This is a genomic window from Micromonospora sp. NPDC004551, assembly GCF_040609975.1.
Taxonomy (GTDB): Bacteria; Actinomycetota; Actinomycetes; order Mycobacteriales; family Micromonosporaceae; genus Micromonospora.
This window is the reverse complement of sequence record NZ_JBEXLM010000009.1, coordinates 19,550-37,032: the sequence shown is the minus strand read 5'-3', so window position 1 is coordinate 37,032 and position 17,483 is coordinate 19,550. Positions and strand designations below refer to the sequence as shown.

Genomic DNA, 17,483 nt, shown 5'->3' with positions numbered 1-17,483 from the left:
CGTTAAGCGGACGTTACAGCGTTGTGGCGCTCTTCCCCCGGGGCGGCGACCACGAGAAAAGGAGAGATGACGTGCGACGTCGATCGATATTCGGTACGTCTCTGGCCGTGGTCGCCGCCATGGGCCTGGCCGCCTGCGGCGGCGGTGGCGACGACAGCGGCGCGTCCAAGACGGTGCGCGTGACCCTGGCGAACCACGTGTGGACGGAGAACATCAAGGCGGCTCTGCCCGAGTTCGAGAAGCAGACCGGGCTCAAGGTCGAGATCACCCAGCTCGGCGAGGACCAGCTCTCCGACCAGTACAACGTCAAGCTCAACGCCGGCTCGTCCGACCTCGACGTGATGATGTACCGGCCCCTCCAGGAGGGGAAGCTCTTCGCCAAGAACAAGTACCTGGCCGACCTGTCCGACCAGGTCAAGTCCAACAAGGACTGGGACTACTCCGACTTCCAGCCCAGCCCGGTCCAGGCCACCACCTACGAGGGCAAGCCGGTGGGCGTGCCGATCATCACCGAGCAGGAGGTCCTGTACTACCGCAAGGACCTGCTCGCCAAGGCCGGCCTGAGCGCCCCGCCGAAGACCCTCGACGAGCTGAAGGCCGCGGCCGCGAAGATCAAGGCCGGCGTCCCGGGCACCGCGGGCTTCGTGGCCCGCACCGGCAAGTCGCCGGCGGTCACCCAGTTCTCCAGCTTCCTCTACAGCTTCGGCGGTGACTTCGTCGACGGCAGCGGCAAGGCGACCGTCAACAGCGACGCCGCCAAGCAGGCGTACGCCTTCTACGGCAGCCTCATCAAGGACTCCGGCCCGGCCAACGTCAGCACCGACATGAGCTGGCCCGAGGCGATGGCCATCTTCACCCAGGGCAAGGCCGCCTTCTACACCGAGGCCAACTCGCTCTACAAGAACGCCACCGACCCGGCCAAGTCCAAGGTGTCCGACACCGTCGGGTTCGCGCCGTTCCCGGCCGGCCCGGCCGGTTCCAAGCCGTACAACATCCCCTCCTGGGCGCTGGGCGTCAACGACGCCTCGAAGAACAAGAGCAACGCCTGGAAGTTCATCGAGTGGGCCACCGGCAAGGAGCAGACCCTGGCCCAGCAGAAGGCCGGCGTGCCGAGCGCCCGTGCCTCGGTCTGGGCCAACCCGGAGGGCACCGCGAACTACCCGAAGGACCTGGTCGAGGCCATCACGGCGAGCACCAAGGACGGCGTCGCCCACGACCGGCCCGTGGTCGTGAAGGTGGGCCAGGCCCGCGAGCTCGTCGGCCAGCCGATCGTCGACGCGATCACCGGCAAGGACGCGGCGGCCGCGGCCGACACCGCCAACGAGGCCTTCCAGAAGTTCCTGGACGACGAGGCCAAGTAACACGCGCGCGGGTGGTGGGGCGGCTCGCCCCGCCACCCGCGTACCCCTGCCGGCCTGCCCACCCCGGAGATCCCATGGCAACCGTCACCACACCCAGCCGCGCCCCCGGCGGCGCCGGCGTCATGCCCGACACGCCCGGCTGGGCGCGCTGGGCCAACGACCACCGCAAGTGGCTGTTCGCCGCGCCCGCGATGGCCTTCGTCGCCGCCCTGATCGTGATCCCGCTGGGCTGGACCGCCTGGCTCAGCCTCACCGACGCCGAGGGCTCCGTCCGCGCCGAGAGCGAGTTCGTGGGCTTCCAGAACTACCTCGACGTGCTGTCGGACACCGACCGGTTCTGGCCGGCCGTCGGCCGGACCGCCGCCTTCACCGTGGTCGCGCTGCTGTTCGAGGTGGTCCTCGGCATGGCCGTCGCGCTGCTGCTGTGGCGGCCGTTCAAGGGCCAGAAGTGGGTCCGGGTCGCCATCCTCATGCCGCTGGTCGCCACCCCGGTCGCGGTCGGCATGATGTGGCGGCTCATCTTCGACCCGAACATCGGCCTGGCCAACCAGGTGCTCGGCTGGGTCGGCATCGGCCCGCAGCCGTGGCTCGCCGGCCAGCACTCCGCGCTGCCCACCACGATCTTCATCGACGTCTGGCAGTGGACCCCCATGGTGGTGCTGATCCTGCTCGCCGGGCTGACCTCGCTGGCCGAGGAACCCCAGGAGGCGGCGCGGATCGACGGCGCCAGCTCCTGGCAACGCTTCCGGCACGTCACCCTGCCGCTCCTGATGCCCACGGTGATCGTCGCGATCCTGCTGCGCGGCATCGACGCGCTGAAGACCTTCGACATCCTCTACGCCACCAAGGGCAAGGGCGGCGGCTCCTTCCACGAGGTGGAGACCCTGAACGTGTACGCCTACGGGCTGAGCTTCGACTACAACGAGTACGGCGTCTCCTCCACCGTCCTCATCCTCTTCTTCCTGATCATCATCGGGTCGATGTGGGCCCTGACCGCGCGGCGCAAGGAGGCCAAGCGATGAAGGCCAGTCCCGCGTACCGGGTGTTCCGGGTGGTGGCGCTCGTCGTCGTGGTGCTGTCGCTGATCGCGCCGCTGCTGTGGATGATCGCCGCGTCCTTCAAGACCAACGTCGACATCTACGACACCGGCAAGGCGCTGGTCTTCTCGCCCACCCTGGACAACTACACCAAGGTCCTCCAGCAGTCGCACTACGTCTCGTTCATCGGCAACAGCCTCTGGGTGGCGTTCGCCGCCACCGTGCTGTCGCTGATCCTCGGCGTGCCGGCCGCGTACTCGATGAGCCGGTTCAACATGAAGAAGTCGGCCCTCGTGGTGCTGATGGCCCGGGTCATCCCCGGCGTCTCGCTGCTGGTGCCCTGGTACTACGTCTTCTCGAACCTGCAGCTGGTCGGCGGCTTCACCGTGCTGATCCTCAGCCACATGTTCGTCTCACTGCCGTTGATCGTCTACATCATGATGGGCTTCTTCGACGGCCTGCCGGACGAGCTGGAGGAGGCGGCGCTGGTCGACGGGCTCACCCACATCGGCGCGTTCCGGCGGATCACCCTGCCGCTGTCCGTGCCGGGCATCGCCACGGCCGGCATCCTGTCCTTCATCTTCTCCTGGAACAACTTCATGTTCGCCCTGGTGCTCTCCGGCGCGGACACCAAGACGCTCCCGGTGGCGATCTTCGACTTCGTCGGGTACGCCAGCATCGACTGGGGCGGCCTCATGGCGGCGGCCACTGTGGTCACGCTGCCGATCATGGTGATCGCCCTGTTCGTGCAGAAGTACGTGGTCTCCGGCCTGACCGCCGGCGCGACGAAGGGCTGAGCACCGTGACCACCATCGCGCGCATCGAGACCTTCCTGGTCGCGCCCCGCTGGCTGTTCGTCCGGGTGGAGACCGAATCCGGCGTCGTCGGCTGGGGCGAGGCCACCTGCGAGGGGCGCTCCGAGACCGTCCGCGCCGCCGTCGACCAGCTCGCCGAACTGCTGATCGGCCGCGACGCGCTGCGCATCGAGGACCACTGGCAGGTGCTCACCAAGGGCTCCTTCTACCGGGGCGGGCCGATCCTGGCCAGCGCCGTGGCCGGCCTCGACCAGGCGCTCTGGGACATCGCCGGCAAGCACTGGGGCGCGCCCGTGCACCAGCTGCTCGGCGGCCCGGTCCGGGACCGGATCCGGGTCTACGGCTGGGTCGGCGGCGACGAGCCCGGCGAGGTCCGTGACCAGATCAGCGCCGCCGTCGAGACCGGCCTGACCGCGGTCAAGATGAACGCCTCCGGCCGGATGAGCGCGGTGGCCTCGGTGGCCGAGCTCGACGGCGTGGTCCAGCGGGTGGCCGCCGCCCGCGAGGTGCTCGGTGACCACCGGGACGTCGCGGTCGACTTCCACGGCCGGTTCAGCCTGGCCAGCGCCCGCCGGGTCGCCCCGCTGCTGGAGCCCTACCGGCCGTTCTTCCTGGAGGAGCCGGTGGTGCCGGAGAACTCGCACCTGATCGGCGAGTTCGTCCGCTCCACCACGACGCCGGTGTCCACGGGGGAGCGGCTCTACAGCCGGCAGGAGTTCCTGCCCGTCCTCCAGGCCGGCATCGCGGTCGCCCAGCCGGACCTCTCGCACGCCGGCGGCATCACCGAGGTCCGCAAGATCGCCGCGCTGGCCGAGGTGTACGACGTCCAGCTCGCCCCGCACTGCCCGCTCGGCCCGATCGCCCTGGCGGCCTGCCTCCAGGTCGGCTTCGCCACGCCGAACTACCTGATCCAGGAGCAGAGCATCGGCATCCACTACAACCTCGGGGCCGAGGTGCTCGACTACTGCCTCGACAAGACGCCGCTGACCTTCGTGGACGGCTACGTCGAGCGGCTCACCGCGCCCGGCCTGGGCATCGAGATCGACGAGGCGGCGGTACGCGCCGCCGACCGGCGCGGCCACGCCTGGCGCAGCCCCATGTGGCGGCACCGGGACGGCTCCTACGCGGAATGGTGACCATGACCCTCGACCTCACCGCCGAACTCGCCGCCACCCGCCTGCTGGCGGTCATCCGCGGCACCGACCCGGCCGCCGCCATCGCCACCGGCACCGCCCTGCTCGCCGAGGGCGTCCGCGTGGTCGAGGTGGCCCTGACCACGCCCGGCGCGCTCGACGCCATCGCCGCGATCCGGGCCGCCGCCCCGCCCGGCTCGCTGGTCGGCGCGGGCACCGTGCTCACCCCGGCCGCCGTCGCCGACGTGGCCGCGGCCGGCGCCCAGTTCGTCGTCACCCCGGCCGTCGTCGACTCGATCGGCGATGCGGCCCGCCGCGGTCTGCCGGTGGCCGCCGGGGCGCTCACCCCCACCGAGGCGTACGCGGCCGTGCGGGCGGGCGCCTCCGCCGTGAAGCTCTTCCCGGCCTCGCTGGGCGGGCCGGCGTACCTGAAGGCGCTGCGCGACCCGTTCCCGGACATCCCGTTCGTCGCGGTCGGCGGGGTGGGGCTGGCCGAGCTGCCCGGCTACCTCGCCGCCGGGGCGATCGCCGTGGGCGTCGGCGGTCCGTTGGTCGGCGACGCGGCCTCCGGCGGTGACCTCGACGCCCTGCGCGAGAGGGCCCGCTCCTACCTGGCCGCCGTGGCATGACCGGTGCCGAACCCCGCACCCTGGCGGGCCACGCATGACCGGCCCCGACCTGCTCACCTTCGGCGAGGCGCTGGTGTCGCTGCGCTCGACCGGGCCGCTCACCGCCGGCGGCGCGCTCACCCCGCACCTGGCCGGGGCGGAGGCGAACGTGGCGATCGGGCTGGCCCGGCTCGGCCACCGGGCGGCCTTCGCCGGCCGGGTCAGCGACGACGAGCTGGGCACCTTCCTGCTGCGCCAGCTCCGCGCCGAGGACGTCGACGTGACGCACGTGGTCCGCGACCCCGAGCGCCCCGCCGGGCTCATGTTCCTGGAGCGGCGCACCGCCGACCTGACCCGGGTGCTCTACCGGCGGGCCGGCTCGGCCGGGTCGGCGCTGGGCGTGGACGACCTGCGGCCCGCCCTGGCCGCCGGCGCCCGGGTGCTGCACCTGACCGGCATCACCCCGGCGCTCTCCGCGGGCGCCCGGGAGGCCGCCGGCTGGGCGGCGGAGACCGCGGCCCGGGCCGGGACGCTGGTCTGCCTGGACGTCAACCACCGGGCGAAGCTGTGGTCCCGGGACGTCGCGCGTGCCGTGCTCACCCCACTCGCCGGGCACGCCGCGATCGTGGTCGCCTCGGCCGACGAACTGGACCTGGTCGGCGAGCCCGGCGCGGACGAGGAGACCGTGGTGGCCGGGCTGCTGGCCCGGGGCGTCTCGACCGTGCTGGTGAAGCTCGGTGGCGACGGCGCCCGGGCGTACACCGCCGACGGCCGCCGGGACGCGGCGGCGCTGCCCGTGACGGCGGTCGACACCGTCGGCGCGGGGGACGCGTTCACGGCCGGCTACCTCTCCGGCCACCTGGACGGGCTCGACCTGGCCGGGCGGCTGCGCCGCGCGGTCACCCTCGGCGCCTTCGCCGTCGCCGGAACCGGCGACTGGGAGGCCCTGCCACGCCGGGACGAGCTGTCCCTCCTGGACTCCCGGCAACCCGGCGACACCCTTCGCTGACCCACCCCGAGAAAGGCATCCGCGTTGAAGATCGTCGCAGCGGACGTGATCGTCTCCAGCCCCGACCGCAACTTCGTCACCCTCAGGATCACCACCGACGAGGGGCTCACCGGCCTGGGCGACGGCACCCTCAACGGCCGTGAGCTGTCCGTGGCGTCCTACCTGGCCGACCACGTCGTCCCGCTGCTGATCGGGCGGGACCCGCACCGCATCGAGGACACCTGGCAGTTCCTGTACCGGTCGGCGTACTGGCGGCGCGGGCCGGTGACCATGGCCGCCATCGCGGCCGTCGACGTGGCGCTCTGGGACATCAAGGCCAAGGCCGCCGGAATGCCGCTCTACCAGCTCCTCGGCGGCGCGTCCCGGACCGGGATCATGGCGTACGGGCACGCCTCCGGCCGGGACCTGCCCGAGCTGTTCGACTCGATCCGGGCGCACCTGGAGCTGGGCTACCGGTCGATCCGCGTGCAGACCGCGGTGCCCGGCATCAACGCCGTGTACGGCGTCGCCGCCCAGCCCAGCGCCGACGGCAAGCGGTACGACTACGAGCCCGCCCAGCGCATCCCGCTGCCCGCCGAGGAGGACTGGGACACCCGCGCGTACCTCCGTCACCTGCCGGCCGTGTTCGAGGGGGTCCGCAACGAGTTCGGTCCCGAGCTGCCGCTGCTGCACGACGGCCACCACCGGATGACCCCCATCCAGGCCGCGAAGCTCGGCAAGGCGCTCGAACCGTACGACCTGTTCTGGCTGGAGGACTGCACGCCGGCGGAGAACCAGGAGGCGCTGCGGCTGGTCCGCCAGCACACCACCACCCCGCTGGCCATCGGCGAGGTCTTCAACACGGTGTGGGACTACCAGACGCTGATCCGGGAGCAGCTGATCGACTACGTCCGGTCCGCCGTCACCCACACCGGGGGCATCACCGCGATGCGGAAGCTGCTCGACTACGCCGCCCATTACCAGATCAAGTCCGGCATCCACGGCCCGACCGACATCTCGCCGGTCGGCATGGCCGCCGCGCTCCACCTGGACCTGGCCATCCACAACTTCGGCATCCAGGAGTACATGCAGCACGGCCCGCTCACCAACGAGGTGTTCCGGCAGTCGTTCACCTTCGCCGACGGGTACCTGCACCCGGGCGAGCAGCCCGGCCTCGGCGTGGAGCTGGACGACGAGGCGGCCGCCCGGTTCCCGTACCAGCCGGCGTACCTGCCGTTCAACCGGCTCAAGGACGGCACCGTCCATGACTGGTGAGCGGCCGCCCACCCGGCACGTCGTGGTGATGGGCGTGTCCGGGGCGGGCAAGACGACGGTGGCCCGGGGGATCAGCGAGCTGACCGGCCTGCGGTTCGCCGAGGCCGACGAGTTCCACACCGAGGCCCACGTGGCCCAGATGCGGGCCGGCATCCCGTTGACCGATACGGACCGCTGGCCCTGGCTGCGCGCCCTGGCCGCGTGGATGGCCGAACGGCACGCCGAGGGCGTGTCCACCGTGCTGACCTGCTCGGCGCTGAAGCGGGCGTACCGGGACGTGCTGCGGCAGGGGCCGGCCCCCGTGGAGTTCCTGCACCTGGACGGGGCCGCCGAGCTGATCCGGGACCGGTTGGACCGGCGGGTCGGGCACTACATGCCGGCCAGCCTGTTCGACTCGCAGCGGGCCATCCTCGAACACCTGGGGCCGGACGAGTCCGGCGTCGTGCTGGAGGTGGCGGCGTCGCCGGACGAGCTGGTCCGGGCGGCGGTCCACCGGCTCGGCCTGCCGGTACGCGCGACGGTCACCGGCACCTGACCGGCGTGCGCCCCGACGGCGGTCAGCCGGGTAACGCGTCCAGGTAGACCCAGCGGCCGTCCTCCCGGACGAACCGGCTGTGCTCGGCCATCGTGCCGGGCCGGCCGGCCTCCCGGTAGTGCGCGCGGAACCGGACGGTGCCCTCGGTGTCGAACAGGCCGCCCCGGTCGGTGTCGAGCACCTCCAGCCGGGTCCACCGGGTGCCCGGGTCCAGCCGCAGGCGGGGTGGCCGGGTGGTGGAGTGCCAGGTGCGCAGCAGGTGGTCGGCGTCGCCCACCGCGAAGGCGCTGTAGCGGGAGCGCATCAGCGCCTCGGCGGTCGCCGCCGCCGAGACGCCCCGGTGGACCGGGCCGCAGCAGTCCGCGTACGGCAGGCCGGAGCCGCAGGGACAGGGCCCGCTGGTCGGGTCGGCCGCGCTCCGGCGGGCACCGCGTTTCGCCACCCGGTCATTCTCGCCGACGGCTCAGCGGCCACTCGTCCGGGCCGTCCGCCGGTTGCCGAACGACTCCATGGTGGTCGCCTTCTTCGCCGGCGTGCGCGTCGCGGCGACCCGCTGGGCCTTGGCGCCGGCCGCGGCCTTCTTGGCGGTGACCGCGCGGGCCGTGCCCTTGGCGGCCGGCGCCTTCTTCGCCGTGGTCCGCGTGGCCGGCGCCTTCTTCACCGTCCTCCTGGTGCCGGGTGCCTTCTTGGCCACGGCCTTCTTGGCGGGCGCCTTCTTGGCCGCGGCCTTCGTGGCGGGGGCCTTCTTCGCCGCGGGGGCCTTCTTCGCCGTGGTGGTCTTCTTCGCGGCGACGGCCTTGGCGGTCGGCCGGCGGGTGGGCGTGGCGGTGGTGGCCGAGGTGGCCTTCTTCCGCGCCGCCCGGGCGGTGGTCGGGGTCGGCTTCCCGCCCGGGGTCTTGGCGGCGGTCGCGCCGGTCGCCCGCTTGCTGGCGGTCGCGACCTTCTTCGCCGCGGCCTTGTTCGGCATCGGCGCCTTGCGGGCCCCGGTGGCTTTCCTGGCGCTGCTCGGTCTGGTGGCCGCCTGGGCCATCGTTCCTCCTCGCGGTCCGCCGCGGCCCGGACGGGTCCCGTCCGGCGACGTCGGGCCGGCCGGCCCGCGCGGCGCGCGTGTCTTCCCGCCGCGTCGGTGGTCAAACACCGCGATGGATTGGCCCAGGAGAACGCACACGGATCGGCACTGCCGATGGGCCGATCACGCGCCTAGCGTGGGGATCGGCAACGGAGAACGAGAGGACCTGGACGACCATGACGACCGCCGACATGTGGTTCGACCCGCGCTGCCCGTGGGCCTGGAACGCCTCCCGCTGGCTGCTGGAGGTGGAGCGGGTCCGCGACGTCCGGCTCCGCTTCCACGTGATGAGCCTGTCCCTGCTCAACGAGGGGCGCGAGGGGCTGGAGGAGTGGTACCGGGAGTGGCTGAAGCCGGGCCTCGGCCCGGTCCGGGTCTGCGTGGCCGCCGCACAGAAGTGCGGCCCGGAGGTGCTGCGCGACCTCTACACGGCGCTGGGCGAGCGGATCCACCACGAGCGCGCCCCGATCGGCCGCGAGTTGTACGTCGCGGCGCTGACCCAGGTCGGCCTGCCCGTCGACCTGGCCGACGCGGCCGACGTCACCGACCACGACGCGGCCCTGCGGGCCAGCCACCAGGCCGGGCTGACCCCGGTCGGTGAGGACCTCGGCACGCCGACGATCCACGTCACGGGCGCCGACGGGCGGATGAATGCCTTCTTCGGGCCGGTGGTGGCACCGATCCCCCGGGGCGAGGACGCCGGCCGGCTCTGGGACGGGGTGCTGCTCGTCTCCGGCACCGACGGGTTCTTCGAGCTGAAGCGGGCGCGCACCCGCCGGCCGATCGAGCGCTGACCGGTGTCCGGCCGCCTGCTCCCCGCGCCCGGTCCCGCCCGGACGCTCGCCCTGGCCCAGCTCGCCAACTCGGTCGGGGACGGCGCGTTCCTCGTCACCTCGGCGCTCTACTTCACGCAGGTGGTGGGCCTGTCACCCGGCCAGGTCGGGCTCGGCCTGTCCGCCGGCTGGGCGGTGGGCCTGCTGGCCGGAGTGCCGGCCGGTCACGCCGCCGACCGGCGGGACGCCCGCCGGGTCGCCGTCGGCCTCGCCGCCGCCACGGCGCTGGCCGTCGCCGCCTTCCTGCTGGTCCGCCGGCCCGCCGAGTTCGTCGTGGTGGCCTGCCTCTACGCCGGCTGCCAGACCGCGCTCGCGGCCGTGCGGCAGGCGCTGCTGGCCGGGCTGGTCGAGCCGGACCGGCGGACCGGGGTGCGGGCCCGGTTGCAGTCGGTGGCCAACGCCGGGCTCGGGCTGGGCGCGGCACTCGGCGGCCTGGCGCTCTGGGCGCACACCGGCGAGGCGTACCGCGCGGTGCTCCTGCTGGACGCGGCGGCCTTCCTGACCACCGCCGTGCTCCTGCGGCGGCTCCCCGCCCGGCGTGGCCCGGCGGCCCGGCCCGCGGCGGGCGGCGGGCGCCTCGCGGTGCTCCGGGACCGGCGGTACACGCTGCTCACCGCCCTGAACGCGGTCCTCATGCTGTACCTGCCGCTGCTCAGCCTGGTGCTGCCGCTCTGGGTGGCCCGGCGCACCGCGGCGCCGGCCTGGCTGGCGGCGGCCCTGCTGGTGGTCAACACCGCCGCCGTGATGCTCGCCCAGGTGCGGGTCGCGCGGCGGGTGACCGACCCGGCCGGCGCGGTGCGCGCGCTGCGCCGGGCCGGCGCGGCCATGGTCGTGGCCTGCGCGCTGTTCGCGTTGTCGGCCACCGCCGGCGGCCCCTGGCCGGCGGCGGCGCTCCTGCTGCTCGGCGCCGGCGCCCAGGTGTACGCCGAGATGGCGCACGGCGCGGGCGCCTGGCAGCTCAGCTTCGACCTGGCCCCGGCCGACCGGCACGGCCTCTACCAGGGCTTCTTCGGCGTCGGCGTGCCCTTCGCCCGGATGCTCGGTCCGGTGCTGCTGACCTGGTTGATCGTCGACGGCGGCGGACCGGGCTGGCTGGCCTTCGCCGCCCTCTACGCCGCCGCGGCCGCCGGCATCGGCCCGGCGGTGCGGGGTGGGGGACGCCCGTCCGCGGTGCCGGTGACCGGCTGACCGGGCGCTCAGGCCGCCGGCAGCTCCACCGGCAGCGGCACCGGCCGTTTCGCCACCCGGTCGTCGCCGGACGAGCGCCCGCGCAGGTGCCGGCCCAGCCAGGGCAGCAGGTGCCGCCGGGTCCAGGCCAGCTCGGCGCGGACCGCCTCGCGCCGGGGGCGGCGGGCGGCCACCGGCAGCGGGCGCGACCACGAGTCGTCGTACCCGGGCAGGCCGGCGGTGTGCGCGAGCGCCGCGGCGATCCGCTCGTGGCCGGCGGTGTTGGCGTGCAGCCGGTCGTCGCTCCACAGCCGGGGATCCGAGGCCACCGCGTGCGCGCCGAGGTCGAGCAGGGTGGCCCCGGTCTCCGCGGTGGCTGCCCGGACCGCCTCGTTGAGCGCCAGCACCCGGCCGCGCAGCGGGCGGGCCAGCGGCATCACCGGCACCGGGTCGGGCAGGGTGAAGGTGAGCACGGTGGCGCCCTGGCCGACCAGCGCGTGCTGCATCGCGCGCACGTCCTCGACCACCCGGTCGGCGTCGAACGACGGTCGCAGCACGTCGTTCATGCCGGCCACCACAGTCGCCAGGTCGGGCGCCAGCTCCAGCGCCACGGGCAGCTGCTCGCTCCGGATCCGGGCGGTGGTGCGGCCGCGGATGGCGAGGTTGGCATACTCCAGGCCGCCCTGGGCCCGGGCCACCGCGAGGGCGAAGCGGTCGGCCCAGCCCCGGTAGCCGCCCGCCTCGTCCGGGTCGTCCAGGCCCTCGGTGGTGCTGTCGCCGATCGCCACGTACCGCCGCCACATCATGCGCGTCAGCCTACGGAATTCCGCCCGGCGGTTTCCGGGACAGCGCCCGCGCGGCCCAGCCGCTAGCGTGGTGCGGGACATGAGCCCGACCCAACGCCACCTCGACCCGGATCAGGTCCGGCGCTACGTGGCCGCGTCGCTCGGCCCCGCGCCCGGCGTGACCGACTGCGGGCCGCTCAGCGGCGGCGGGTTCGCCGCCGTCTGGTGGGTGACCCTCGACGACGGGCGGGCCGTGGCGCTCAAGGTCGGCCCGCCGCCGCACGTGCCGCTGCTGCGCTACGAGCGGGACATGATCGGCGCGGAGGCGCGCTACCTGCGGCTGGTCGCCGCGCGGGCGCCCGCCGTGCCGGTGCCGCCGCTGCTGCACCACGGGCGCGACCCGGTGCTCGGCGACTGGCTGCTCACCGGCCTGCTGCCCGGCCGCACCCTGTGGGACCTGACCCAGGCCGGCGCCGAGGTGGGCCCGGTCCGGGCCGAGTTCGGCCGTGCGCTGGCCGCGCTGCACGGCGTCACCGGCGACCGCTTCGGCTACGACGGCGGCCGGGCGGGCGCGCCCACCTGGCGCGGCGCGTACACGGCCATGCTGGACGACCTGCTCGCCGACGCGGCGGACTGGGCGGTGCCGCTGCCCGTGCCGGCGGCCCGCATCCGCGAGCTGGTCGACCGGCACGCCGGCGTCCTCGACGCGGTCCGCCGCCCGGCGCTGCTGCACTTCGACGGCTGGGCCGGCAACGTCCTGGCGCTCGACGATCCCGACGGGACGCCCCGGCTCACCGGGCTGGTCGACGGCGAGCGCCACCTCTGGGGCGACCCGCTGCTGGATCTGGTGTCGCCGCTGCTGTTCCGGCGCGCCGAGGACGAACCGGACGACCCCCTCGTGCGGGCCTACCGCGCGGCCGCGCCGTTCCCGCTGGACGCCGGCGCCCGCCGCCGGCTCGGGCTCTACCGGCTGCACCTCTACCTGCTGATGACCGTGGAGATGCCCAGCCGGGACATCACCGCCGAATCCGACCCGGGCCGGGTGGCGACCCTCGCCGGGCTGCTCGACGCCGAACTGTCCGACCTGGACCGGCCGTGACCGCTCAGAGCCAGCCGGAGCGGCGGAACAACCGGTGCAGGGTGACCGCGGCCGTCGCCATGAGCAGCAGCGCCCCCGCGTAGCCGTAGCGCCAGCCCAGCTCCGGCATGTGCGCGAAGTTCATCCCGTAGACGCCGGCCACGGCGGTCTGCGTCGCGGCGATCGCCGCCCACGCCGCGATCTTGCGCATGTCGTTGTTCTGCTCGACGGCGAGCTGCGCCAGGCGGGACTGGAGGATCGAGTTGAGCAGGTCGTCGTACGAGCCGATCCGGTCCACGGCCCGGGTGAGCCGGCTCTCCACGTCGGCGAACCAGCGGTGCAGGCCCGGCGGCGGGCCCTCGCCCCGCTGCTCCAGCAGCGCCCGCAGCGGCGCCTGCAACGGCAGCACCGCCCGCTTGAACTCCACCACCTCGCGCTTGAGCTGGTAGATGTGCTGGATGTCGGCGTCCCGGTCGCGGGCGAAGACGCTCTCCTCGACGCGCTCCAGGTCCCGCTCCAGATGCCCCGCCACCTCCAGGTAGAGGTCGACCATCCGGGCGCAGACCGCGTACGCCACCGCCCACGGCCCCTCGGCCAGCACGCCCGGCCGGCGCTGCACGTCCTCCCGTACCGGGGTGAGCGCGCCGGTCGCGCCGTGCCGGACGGTGAGCGCGAACCGGTCGCCGAGGAACACCATCACGTCCCCGGTGTCGATCACCTCGGAGGTCGCGGTCAGCTCGGTGTGCTCCACGTAGCCGGCCGTGCGCAGCACCAGCAGCGTCACGTCGCCGTGCCGCTGCACGGTGGGGCGGTGCCCGTCGGCGAGGGCCTGCGCCACGGCCAGCTCGTCCAGACCGAAGGTCCGCCCGACCGCGGCCATCACCGCCGCGCCGGGCTCGTGCAGCCCCAGCCAGACGAACGCCCGCCGGGTGCGGCGGGCCCGGTCGTAGGCGTCGGCGTAGTGCGGCCGGCCCGGTTCCCGCCGGCCGGCCACGTAGACCGCGCAGTCCACCACGGCGTCCGGATTGGCCCGACGCGGCGCGGGGCCGGCCGCCTCGTCGGTGCGCCCGAGCAGCCGGGTCAGGAGGCCGGGCAGCAGTCGCCCGCCCCGCCGGGTCCGTACCGCCGACCGGCCCACCGCGCACCTCCACCGCCGAGGAACTGACGGCCTACCGTACGGCCTGCCCCGCCCGGGCGGTGTCCGGCCGGCGTCAGCGGGCCGCGGTGGCGAAGACCACGATGTTGTCCGGGTAGTTGCCGGTGCGCGGGTTGAACCGGCCGCCGCAGGTGATCAGCCGGAGCCGGGCCTCGGGCCCGCCCCCGTACACCCGCTCGGTGGGGAAGTGCTCCTTCGGATAGGCCCCGACACCGTCCACGGTGAACACCGCGACCAGGCCGTCGGCCCGCGTGACCTCGACGGTGTCGCCGGGGCGCAGGCGGCCGAGGTCGAAGAAGACCGCCGGGCCGCGCAGCGTGTCGACGTGTCCCACCAGGACGGCGTTGCCGGCCTCACCCGGGGTGGGGCCACGGCGGTACCAGCCGGCGATCTCCGGGTGGTCCAGGGGCGGCACCTCCAGGGCGCCGCTGTCGTCGGTGGCGACCGGCACGATCTCGGCGTCGACGCCGATCCGCGGGATGGTGACCCGGACCGGCTTCGCGCGGGGGAGCACCGGGCCGGCGGCGCCGGAGGGCTCGACGGTCGGCGCGACCGAGACGCCCGGCTGGGGTGGTGGGGTCGAGGTGGTGCCGAGGCCGGCGGCGACCAGTCCGGCGCCGGTGGCGCCCGTCAGGATGATCGCCGCGACGATGACGGCGGTGCGGGCTCTCGACGGCCGGCCCGCCCGGTGGCGCTGCGACGACAGGGTCCCACCTCCGTCCGTCGTGGACGCGGTGCCCGCGCCGGTCGGACCGGCGCGGGCACCCGCCCTGGGATGGTGTGGCGGGCCGTCAGGCGCCGGCGGTCGCGCGCCGGCGTCGGCGCACCAGCACGTACGTCCCGCCGGCCACCGCCGCGGCGGCCAGGGCGCCGCCCGCGACCAGCACGCCGGTGTCGCCGTCCCGCCCGCCGGCGCCGGCCTGCGCACCGCCGATCGGGGTGACCGTGAAGCTCGCCGTGCCGCCGTTGCTGCCGTCACCGCAGGTGGTGGTGACCGTGTACGTGCCGAGGGTGAACCCGGCCGTGAACAGTTCGGCGCTCAGCCCACCGCCCGCCGCGGCCGTGGTGGATCTGACGTTCTGGTCCCGGTTCGGGCCGGTGACGTGGAAGAGCGCGTCACCCGCCTTCGGGTTGCAGGACGTCGTGGTGAGTACGACGGTCCCGCCGACCGGGGTGGTGGCCGGTGAGACGGTGGTGTCCGCGAGGGCGGCGGCCGGGAGCAGCAGTGTGCCGAGGCCCACGCCGACCGCCGCCGATCCGAGAACTGTCTTTGCCTTCATCCGCGTCTTCCCTCACTTTTCGTCCGCTGTCTGCGTGGGACGTCGTTCGGGTGGCCAACTCCGTGACTAGCACCGGTGTGGCCAACACTAGGAGGGTTGGGGCGGTCACCCGACGTAATTGAGAAATCTTCGCTGCCGTCCCGGGTTCCCGGTCGCTCCCGGGTGCGGCGGACATGCCCGCACAGCACGGGCAACCGACCGGGACGCGTCGTCCTGGCCTGCGTGGAACGTCCCGTCCCGACGGCGCCGACGCGTCTGTCCGATTCGTTCCGGTTGGACCTGCCTGACCGATCCGCGGCGGCGGTCCGGAGGAGGGGTCCAACGGCCCTGCCGGCCGCCTCGTCCGCGCGGCACCGTTGGGGAGTGACCACCGCGACGCGACGGTCCCGACCGGAGGCCGGCTGCCCGCTCCGCCCCGGCGAACCGTGCACCCTGTGCCAGGTCGACGTCACCGGCCCGCAGGACTGCGGCCTGGTCTGGCTCGTGATGGGCGACGACGAGCTGCGTGAGGGTGTGCACCGGACCCGGGTCGGCCGGTCCGGAGCGGCTCAGCGGACCGGCGGCTCGGGGCGGACGAGTCCCACGTCGTAGGCGAAGACCACCGCCTGGATCCGGTCGCGCAGGCCGAGCTTGGTGAGGACGGCGGACACGTGCGTCTTCACCGTGGCGGTGCTCAGGAACAACCGCTCGGCGATCTCCGCATTGGACAGTGCCCGCGCGGCGAGCGTCAGCACCTCCACCTCGCGGGCGGTGAGCGCGGCGAGCCGACCCCGGTCGGCGGGCACGCCGGGCAGCCGGTCGGCGAACCGGTCCAGCAGCCGGCGGGTCACCGTCGGCGCCAGCAGCGCCTCGCCCCGGGCCACCACGCGCACCGCCTCGGCCAGGTCGGCCGGGCGGGTGTCCTTGAGCAGGAAGGCGCTGGCACCGGCGCGCAGCGCCGCGTACACGTGCTCGTCGAGGTCGAAGGTGGTGAGCATGACCACCCGCGCCGGGTTGCCGCCGGACACCAGCTCCCGGGTGGCGGCGATGCCGTCCTGACGCGGCATCCGCACGTCCATGAGCACCACGTCGGGGCGGGTCCGGTTCGCCACCGCCACCGCCTCGACCCCGTCGGCCGCCTCGCCGACCACGGTCAGGTCGGGCCGGGCGTCGATGACCATCGCTAGGCCGGCGCGGATCAGTTCCTGGTCGTCGGCGATCACCACGCGGACGCTCACCGCGCCACCTCGCTCGCCGCGCCCGCCGCCACGGGCAGCCGGGCCGCGACGCGGAAGCCGCCGGCGGCCAGCGGCCCGGCCTCCAGCGTGCCGCCCAGCAGCCGGGCCCGCTCGCGCATCCCCACGATGCCCCGGCCCGCACCCGCGCCGACCCGGCGCGGCGGCCCCGTGCCGTCGTCGACCACCGCCAGGCTCAGCACGCCGTCACCGTAGCGGACGCTGACGTCGGCCCGGGTGGCGTGGCTGTGCCGCAGCGCGTTGGTCAGCGACTCCTGGACGATCCGGTACGCCGACAGCTGCACCCCGCCGGGCAGGTCCTCGGCGCCGGCGTCCCGGTCCATTGTGACCTCCAGGCCCACCGCCCGGACGGCGTCGGCGAGGGCGTCGAGCTGCGCCAGCCCGGGCTGCGGCCCGTCCGGATCCGTGCCGTCGTCGGTGGCCAGCGCGTGCAGCATGGCCCGCAGCTCGGTGAGCGCCGACCGGGCCGCCGTGTGGATCGCGTCGAGCGCGGGGCGGGCCCGCTCCGGGTGCGCGTCGAAGACGTCCTCGGCCGCGGCGGCCTGCACGGCGATGACCGCCACGTGGTGGGCCACCACGTCGTGCAGCTCGCGGGAGATCCGCTCCCGCTCCCGGGCGAGCACCTGCCGCTGCCGGTCGCGGCGGCGCTGGAAGTGCCCCCGCTGCAGCTCGCCGAGGGCCCAGCCCAGACCCAGCGCGGTCACCGCGAACAGCAGGTCCCGCCAGCCCCCGGTGACCAGCTCCCACGGCGTCGGGAGGAGCAACAGTCCCAGCGCGACCAGGGAGAACCGGGGCGGGCGGAGCCGGGCGACGTAGGCCAGCGGCACGGTGACCAGGCCGAGCCAGCCGAGCGGCGGGCAGAGCACCTCCAACCCGATGCCGGCCAGGGCGGCCACCGCGAGCGCGTACCCCGGTCGCCGGCGGATCCACAGCAGACAGCTGGCCTGCGCGGCGGCGAGGCCGGCCGCGGCGGCGGTCCCGCCCGCCGAGGCCGGGGGAGTGCCCGGGGCGAAGACCACGGTCAGGGCGACCGCGAGCATCACGGTGGCGATGCCGCCGTCGAGCAGCGGCAGGAAACGGGAGCGGGGCGGGCAGTTCACGTCCCGGATGCTAGGCGGCGCACCGGCT

20 protein-coding genes are annotated in these 17,483 nt (G+C 74.5%); 12 read left to right on the top strand and 8 right to left on the bottom strand.

Annotated elements, in window-relative coordinates:
* Positions 1–71 precede the first annotated feature (71 nt).
* The 8 genes from ABZW14_RS13375 to ABZW14_RS13340 all read left to right on the top strand — a co-directional run bounded on the left by ABZW14_RS13375 (position 72) and on the right by ABZW14_RS13340 (position 7,752).
* Positions 72–1,361 (top strand): sugar ABC transporter substrate-binding protein, encoded by a 1,290-nt coding sequence (locus ABZW14_RS13375; RefSeq protein ID WP_355344655.1) that lies wholly within the window; start codon positions 72–74, stop codon positions 1,359–1,361.
* Positions 1,362–1,435: 74 nt separating this feature from the next.
* Positions 1,436–2,383: a sugar ABC transporter permease gene (locus tag ABZW14_RS13370; RefSeq protein ID WP_355344652.1), complete on the top strand. Its 948-nt coding sequence runs from the start codon at positions 1,436–1,438 to the stop codon at positions 2,381–2,383.
* Positions 2,380–3,195: a carbohydrate ABC transporter permease gene (locus ABZW14_RS13365; protein WP_355344649.1), complete on the top strand. Its 816-nt coding sequence runs from the start codon at positions 2,380–2,382 to the stop codon at positions 3,193–3,195. Before ABZW14_RS13370 ends, ABZW14_RS13365 begins: the two co-directional genes overlap by 4 nt.
* Before the next feature lie 5 nt (positions 3,196–3,200).
* Entirely contained in the window at positions 3,201–4,349 is a 1,149-nt protein-coding gene (gene dgoD / locus ABZW14_RS13360) for a galactonate dehydratase (protein WP_355344646.1), read from the top strand.
* 2 nt (positions 4,350–4,351) lie between these two features.
* Positions 4,352–4,975 (top strand): bifunctional 4-hydroxy-2-oxoglutarate aldolase/2-dehydro-3-deoxy-phosphogluconate aldolase, encoded by a 624-nt coding sequence (locus ABZW14_RS13355; protein WP_355344643.1) that lies wholly within the window; start codon positions 4,352–4,354, stop codon positions 4,973–4,975.
* Positions 4,976–5,009: 34 nt separating this feature from the next.
* Complete coding sequence (locus tag ABZW14_RS13350) at positions 5,010–5,963, top strand: sugar kinase (protein ID WP_355344640.1); 954 nt, start codon at positions 5,010–5,012, stop codon at positions 5,961–5,963.
* 24 nt (positions 5,964–5,987) lie between these two features.
* Positions 5,988–7,217: a D-mannonate dehydratase ManD gene (manD, locus tag ABZW14_RS13345; protein ID WP_355344637.1), complete on the top strand. Its 1,230-nt coding sequence runs from the start codon at positions 5,988–5,990 to the stop codon at positions 7,215–7,217.
* Positions 7,207–7,752: a gluconokinase gene (locus ABZW14_RS13340; RefSeq protein WP_355344634.1), complete on the top strand. Its 546-nt coding sequence runs from the start codon at positions 7,207–7,209 to the stop codon at positions 7,750–7,752. Before manD ends, ABZW14_RS13340 begins: the two co-directional genes overlap by 11 nt.
* 22 nt (positions 7,753–7,774) lie before the next feature.
* Here the strand turns inward: ABZW14_RS13340 and ABZW14_RS13335 are convergent, their stop codons facing one another.
* Both ABZW14_RS13335 and ABZW14_RS13330 read right to left on the bottom strand, forming a co-directional pair.
* Positions 7,775–8,194: a YchJ family protein gene (locus ABZW14_RS13335; RefSeq protein WP_355344631.1), complete on the bottom strand. Its 420-nt coding sequence runs from the start codon at positions 8,192–8,194 to the stop codon at positions 7,775–7,777.
* 21 nt (positions 8,195–8,215) lie between these two features.
* The gene (locus tag ABZW14_RS13330; protein WP_355344628.1) at positions 8,216–8,782 is read right to left on the bottom strand and encodes a hypothetical protein; all 567 of its coding nucleotides are present in this window, start codon (positions 8,780–8,782) and stop codon (positions 8,216–8,218) included.
* A 215-nt stretch (positions 8,783–8,997) separates the two neighbouring features.
* Between ABZW14_RS13330 and ABZW14_RS13325 the strand changes: the two genes are divergently transcribed.
* Positions 8,998–9,615 carry a DsbA family protein gene (locus ABZW14_RS13325; protein ID WP_355344625.1) on the top strand — a complete coding sequence of 206 codons (618 nt, stop codon included), beginning with the start codon at positions 8,998–9,000 and terminating at the stop codon, positions 9,613–9,615.
* Between the two features lie 3 nt (positions 9,616–9,618).
* On the top strand, positions 9,619–10,842 hold the full coding sequence (locus ABZW14_RS13320) for an MFS transporter (protein WP_355344622.1): 1,224 nt from the start codon (positions 9,619–9,621) through the stop codon (positions 10,840–10,842).
* An 8-nt stretch (positions 10,843–10,850) separates the two neighbouring features.
* On the opposite strand, the gene ABZW14_RS13315 is transcribed toward ABZW14_RS13320, so the two are convergent.
* Complete coding sequence (locus tag ABZW14_RS13315) at positions 10,851–11,627, bottom strand: SGNH/GDSL hydrolase family protein (RefSeq protein ID WP_355344619.1); 777 nt, start codon at positions 11,625–11,627, stop codon at positions 10,851–10,853.
* Between the two features lie 79 nt (positions 11,628–11,706).
* Between ABZW14_RS13315 and ABZW14_RS13310 the strand changes: the two genes are divergently transcribed.
* Positions 11,707–12,705, top strand: a complete 999-nt coding sequence (locus ABZW14_RS13310) for an aminoglycoside phosphotransferase family protein (protein WP_355344616.1) — start codon at positions 11,707–11,709, stop codon at positions 12,703–12,705.
* A 4-nt stretch (positions 12,706–12,709) separates the two neighbouring features.
* Here the strand turns inward: ABZW14_RS13310 and ABZW14_RS13305 are convergent, their stop codons facing one another.
* From ABZW14_RS13305 to ABZW14_RS13295, 3 genes are all read right to left on the bottom strand, one after another.
* Entirely contained in the window at positions 12,710–13,822 is a 1,113-nt protein-coding gene (locus ABZW14_RS13305; protein WP_355344613.1) for a magnesium and cobalt transport protein CorA, read from the bottom strand.
* 73 nt (positions 13,823–13,895) lie between these two features.
* Positions 13,896–14,546: a class F sortase gene (locus ABZW14_RS13300; protein WP_355345146.1), complete on the bottom strand. Its 651-nt coding sequence runs from the start codon at positions 14,544–14,546 to the stop codon at positions 13,896–13,898.
* A gap of 85 nt (positions 14,547–14,631) precedes the next feature.
* On the bottom strand, positions 14,632–15,120 hold the full coding sequence (locus ABZW14_RS13295; RefSeq protein ID WP_355344610.1) for a hypothetical protein: 489 nt from the start codon (positions 15,118–15,120) through the stop codon (positions 14,632–14,634).
* A gap of 75 nt (positions 15,121–15,195) precedes the next feature.
* Between ABZW14_RS13295 and ABZW14_RS13290 the strand changes: the two genes are divergently transcribed.
* A complete protein-coding gene (locus tag ABZW14_RS13290) occupies positions 15,196–15,711 on the top strand; it encodes a DUF6767 domain-containing protein (RefSeq protein WP_355344607.1) in 516 nt (171 codons plus the stop codon).
* On the opposite strand, the gene ABZW14_RS13285 is transcribed toward ABZW14_RS13290, so the two are convergent.
* Both ABZW14_RS13285 and ABZW14_RS13280 read right to left on the bottom strand, forming a co-directional pair.
* Positions 15,669–16,337, bottom strand: a complete 669-nt coding sequence (locus ABZW14_RS13285; RefSeq protein WP_355344604.1) for a response regulator transcription factor — start codon at positions 16,335–16,337, stop codon at positions 15,669–15,671. The genes ABZW14_RS13290 and ABZW14_RS13285 overlap by 43 nt on opposite strands.
* Complete coding sequence (locus ABZW14_RS13280; protein WP_355344601.1) at positions 16,334–17,455, bottom strand: histidine kinase; 1,122 nt, start codon at positions 17,453–17,455, stop codon at positions 16,334–16,336. The genes ABZW14_RS13285 and ABZW14_RS13280 overlap by 4 nt, the downstream gene beginning before the upstream one ends.
* Between the last annotated feature and the right edge of the window lie 28 nt (positions 17,456–17,483).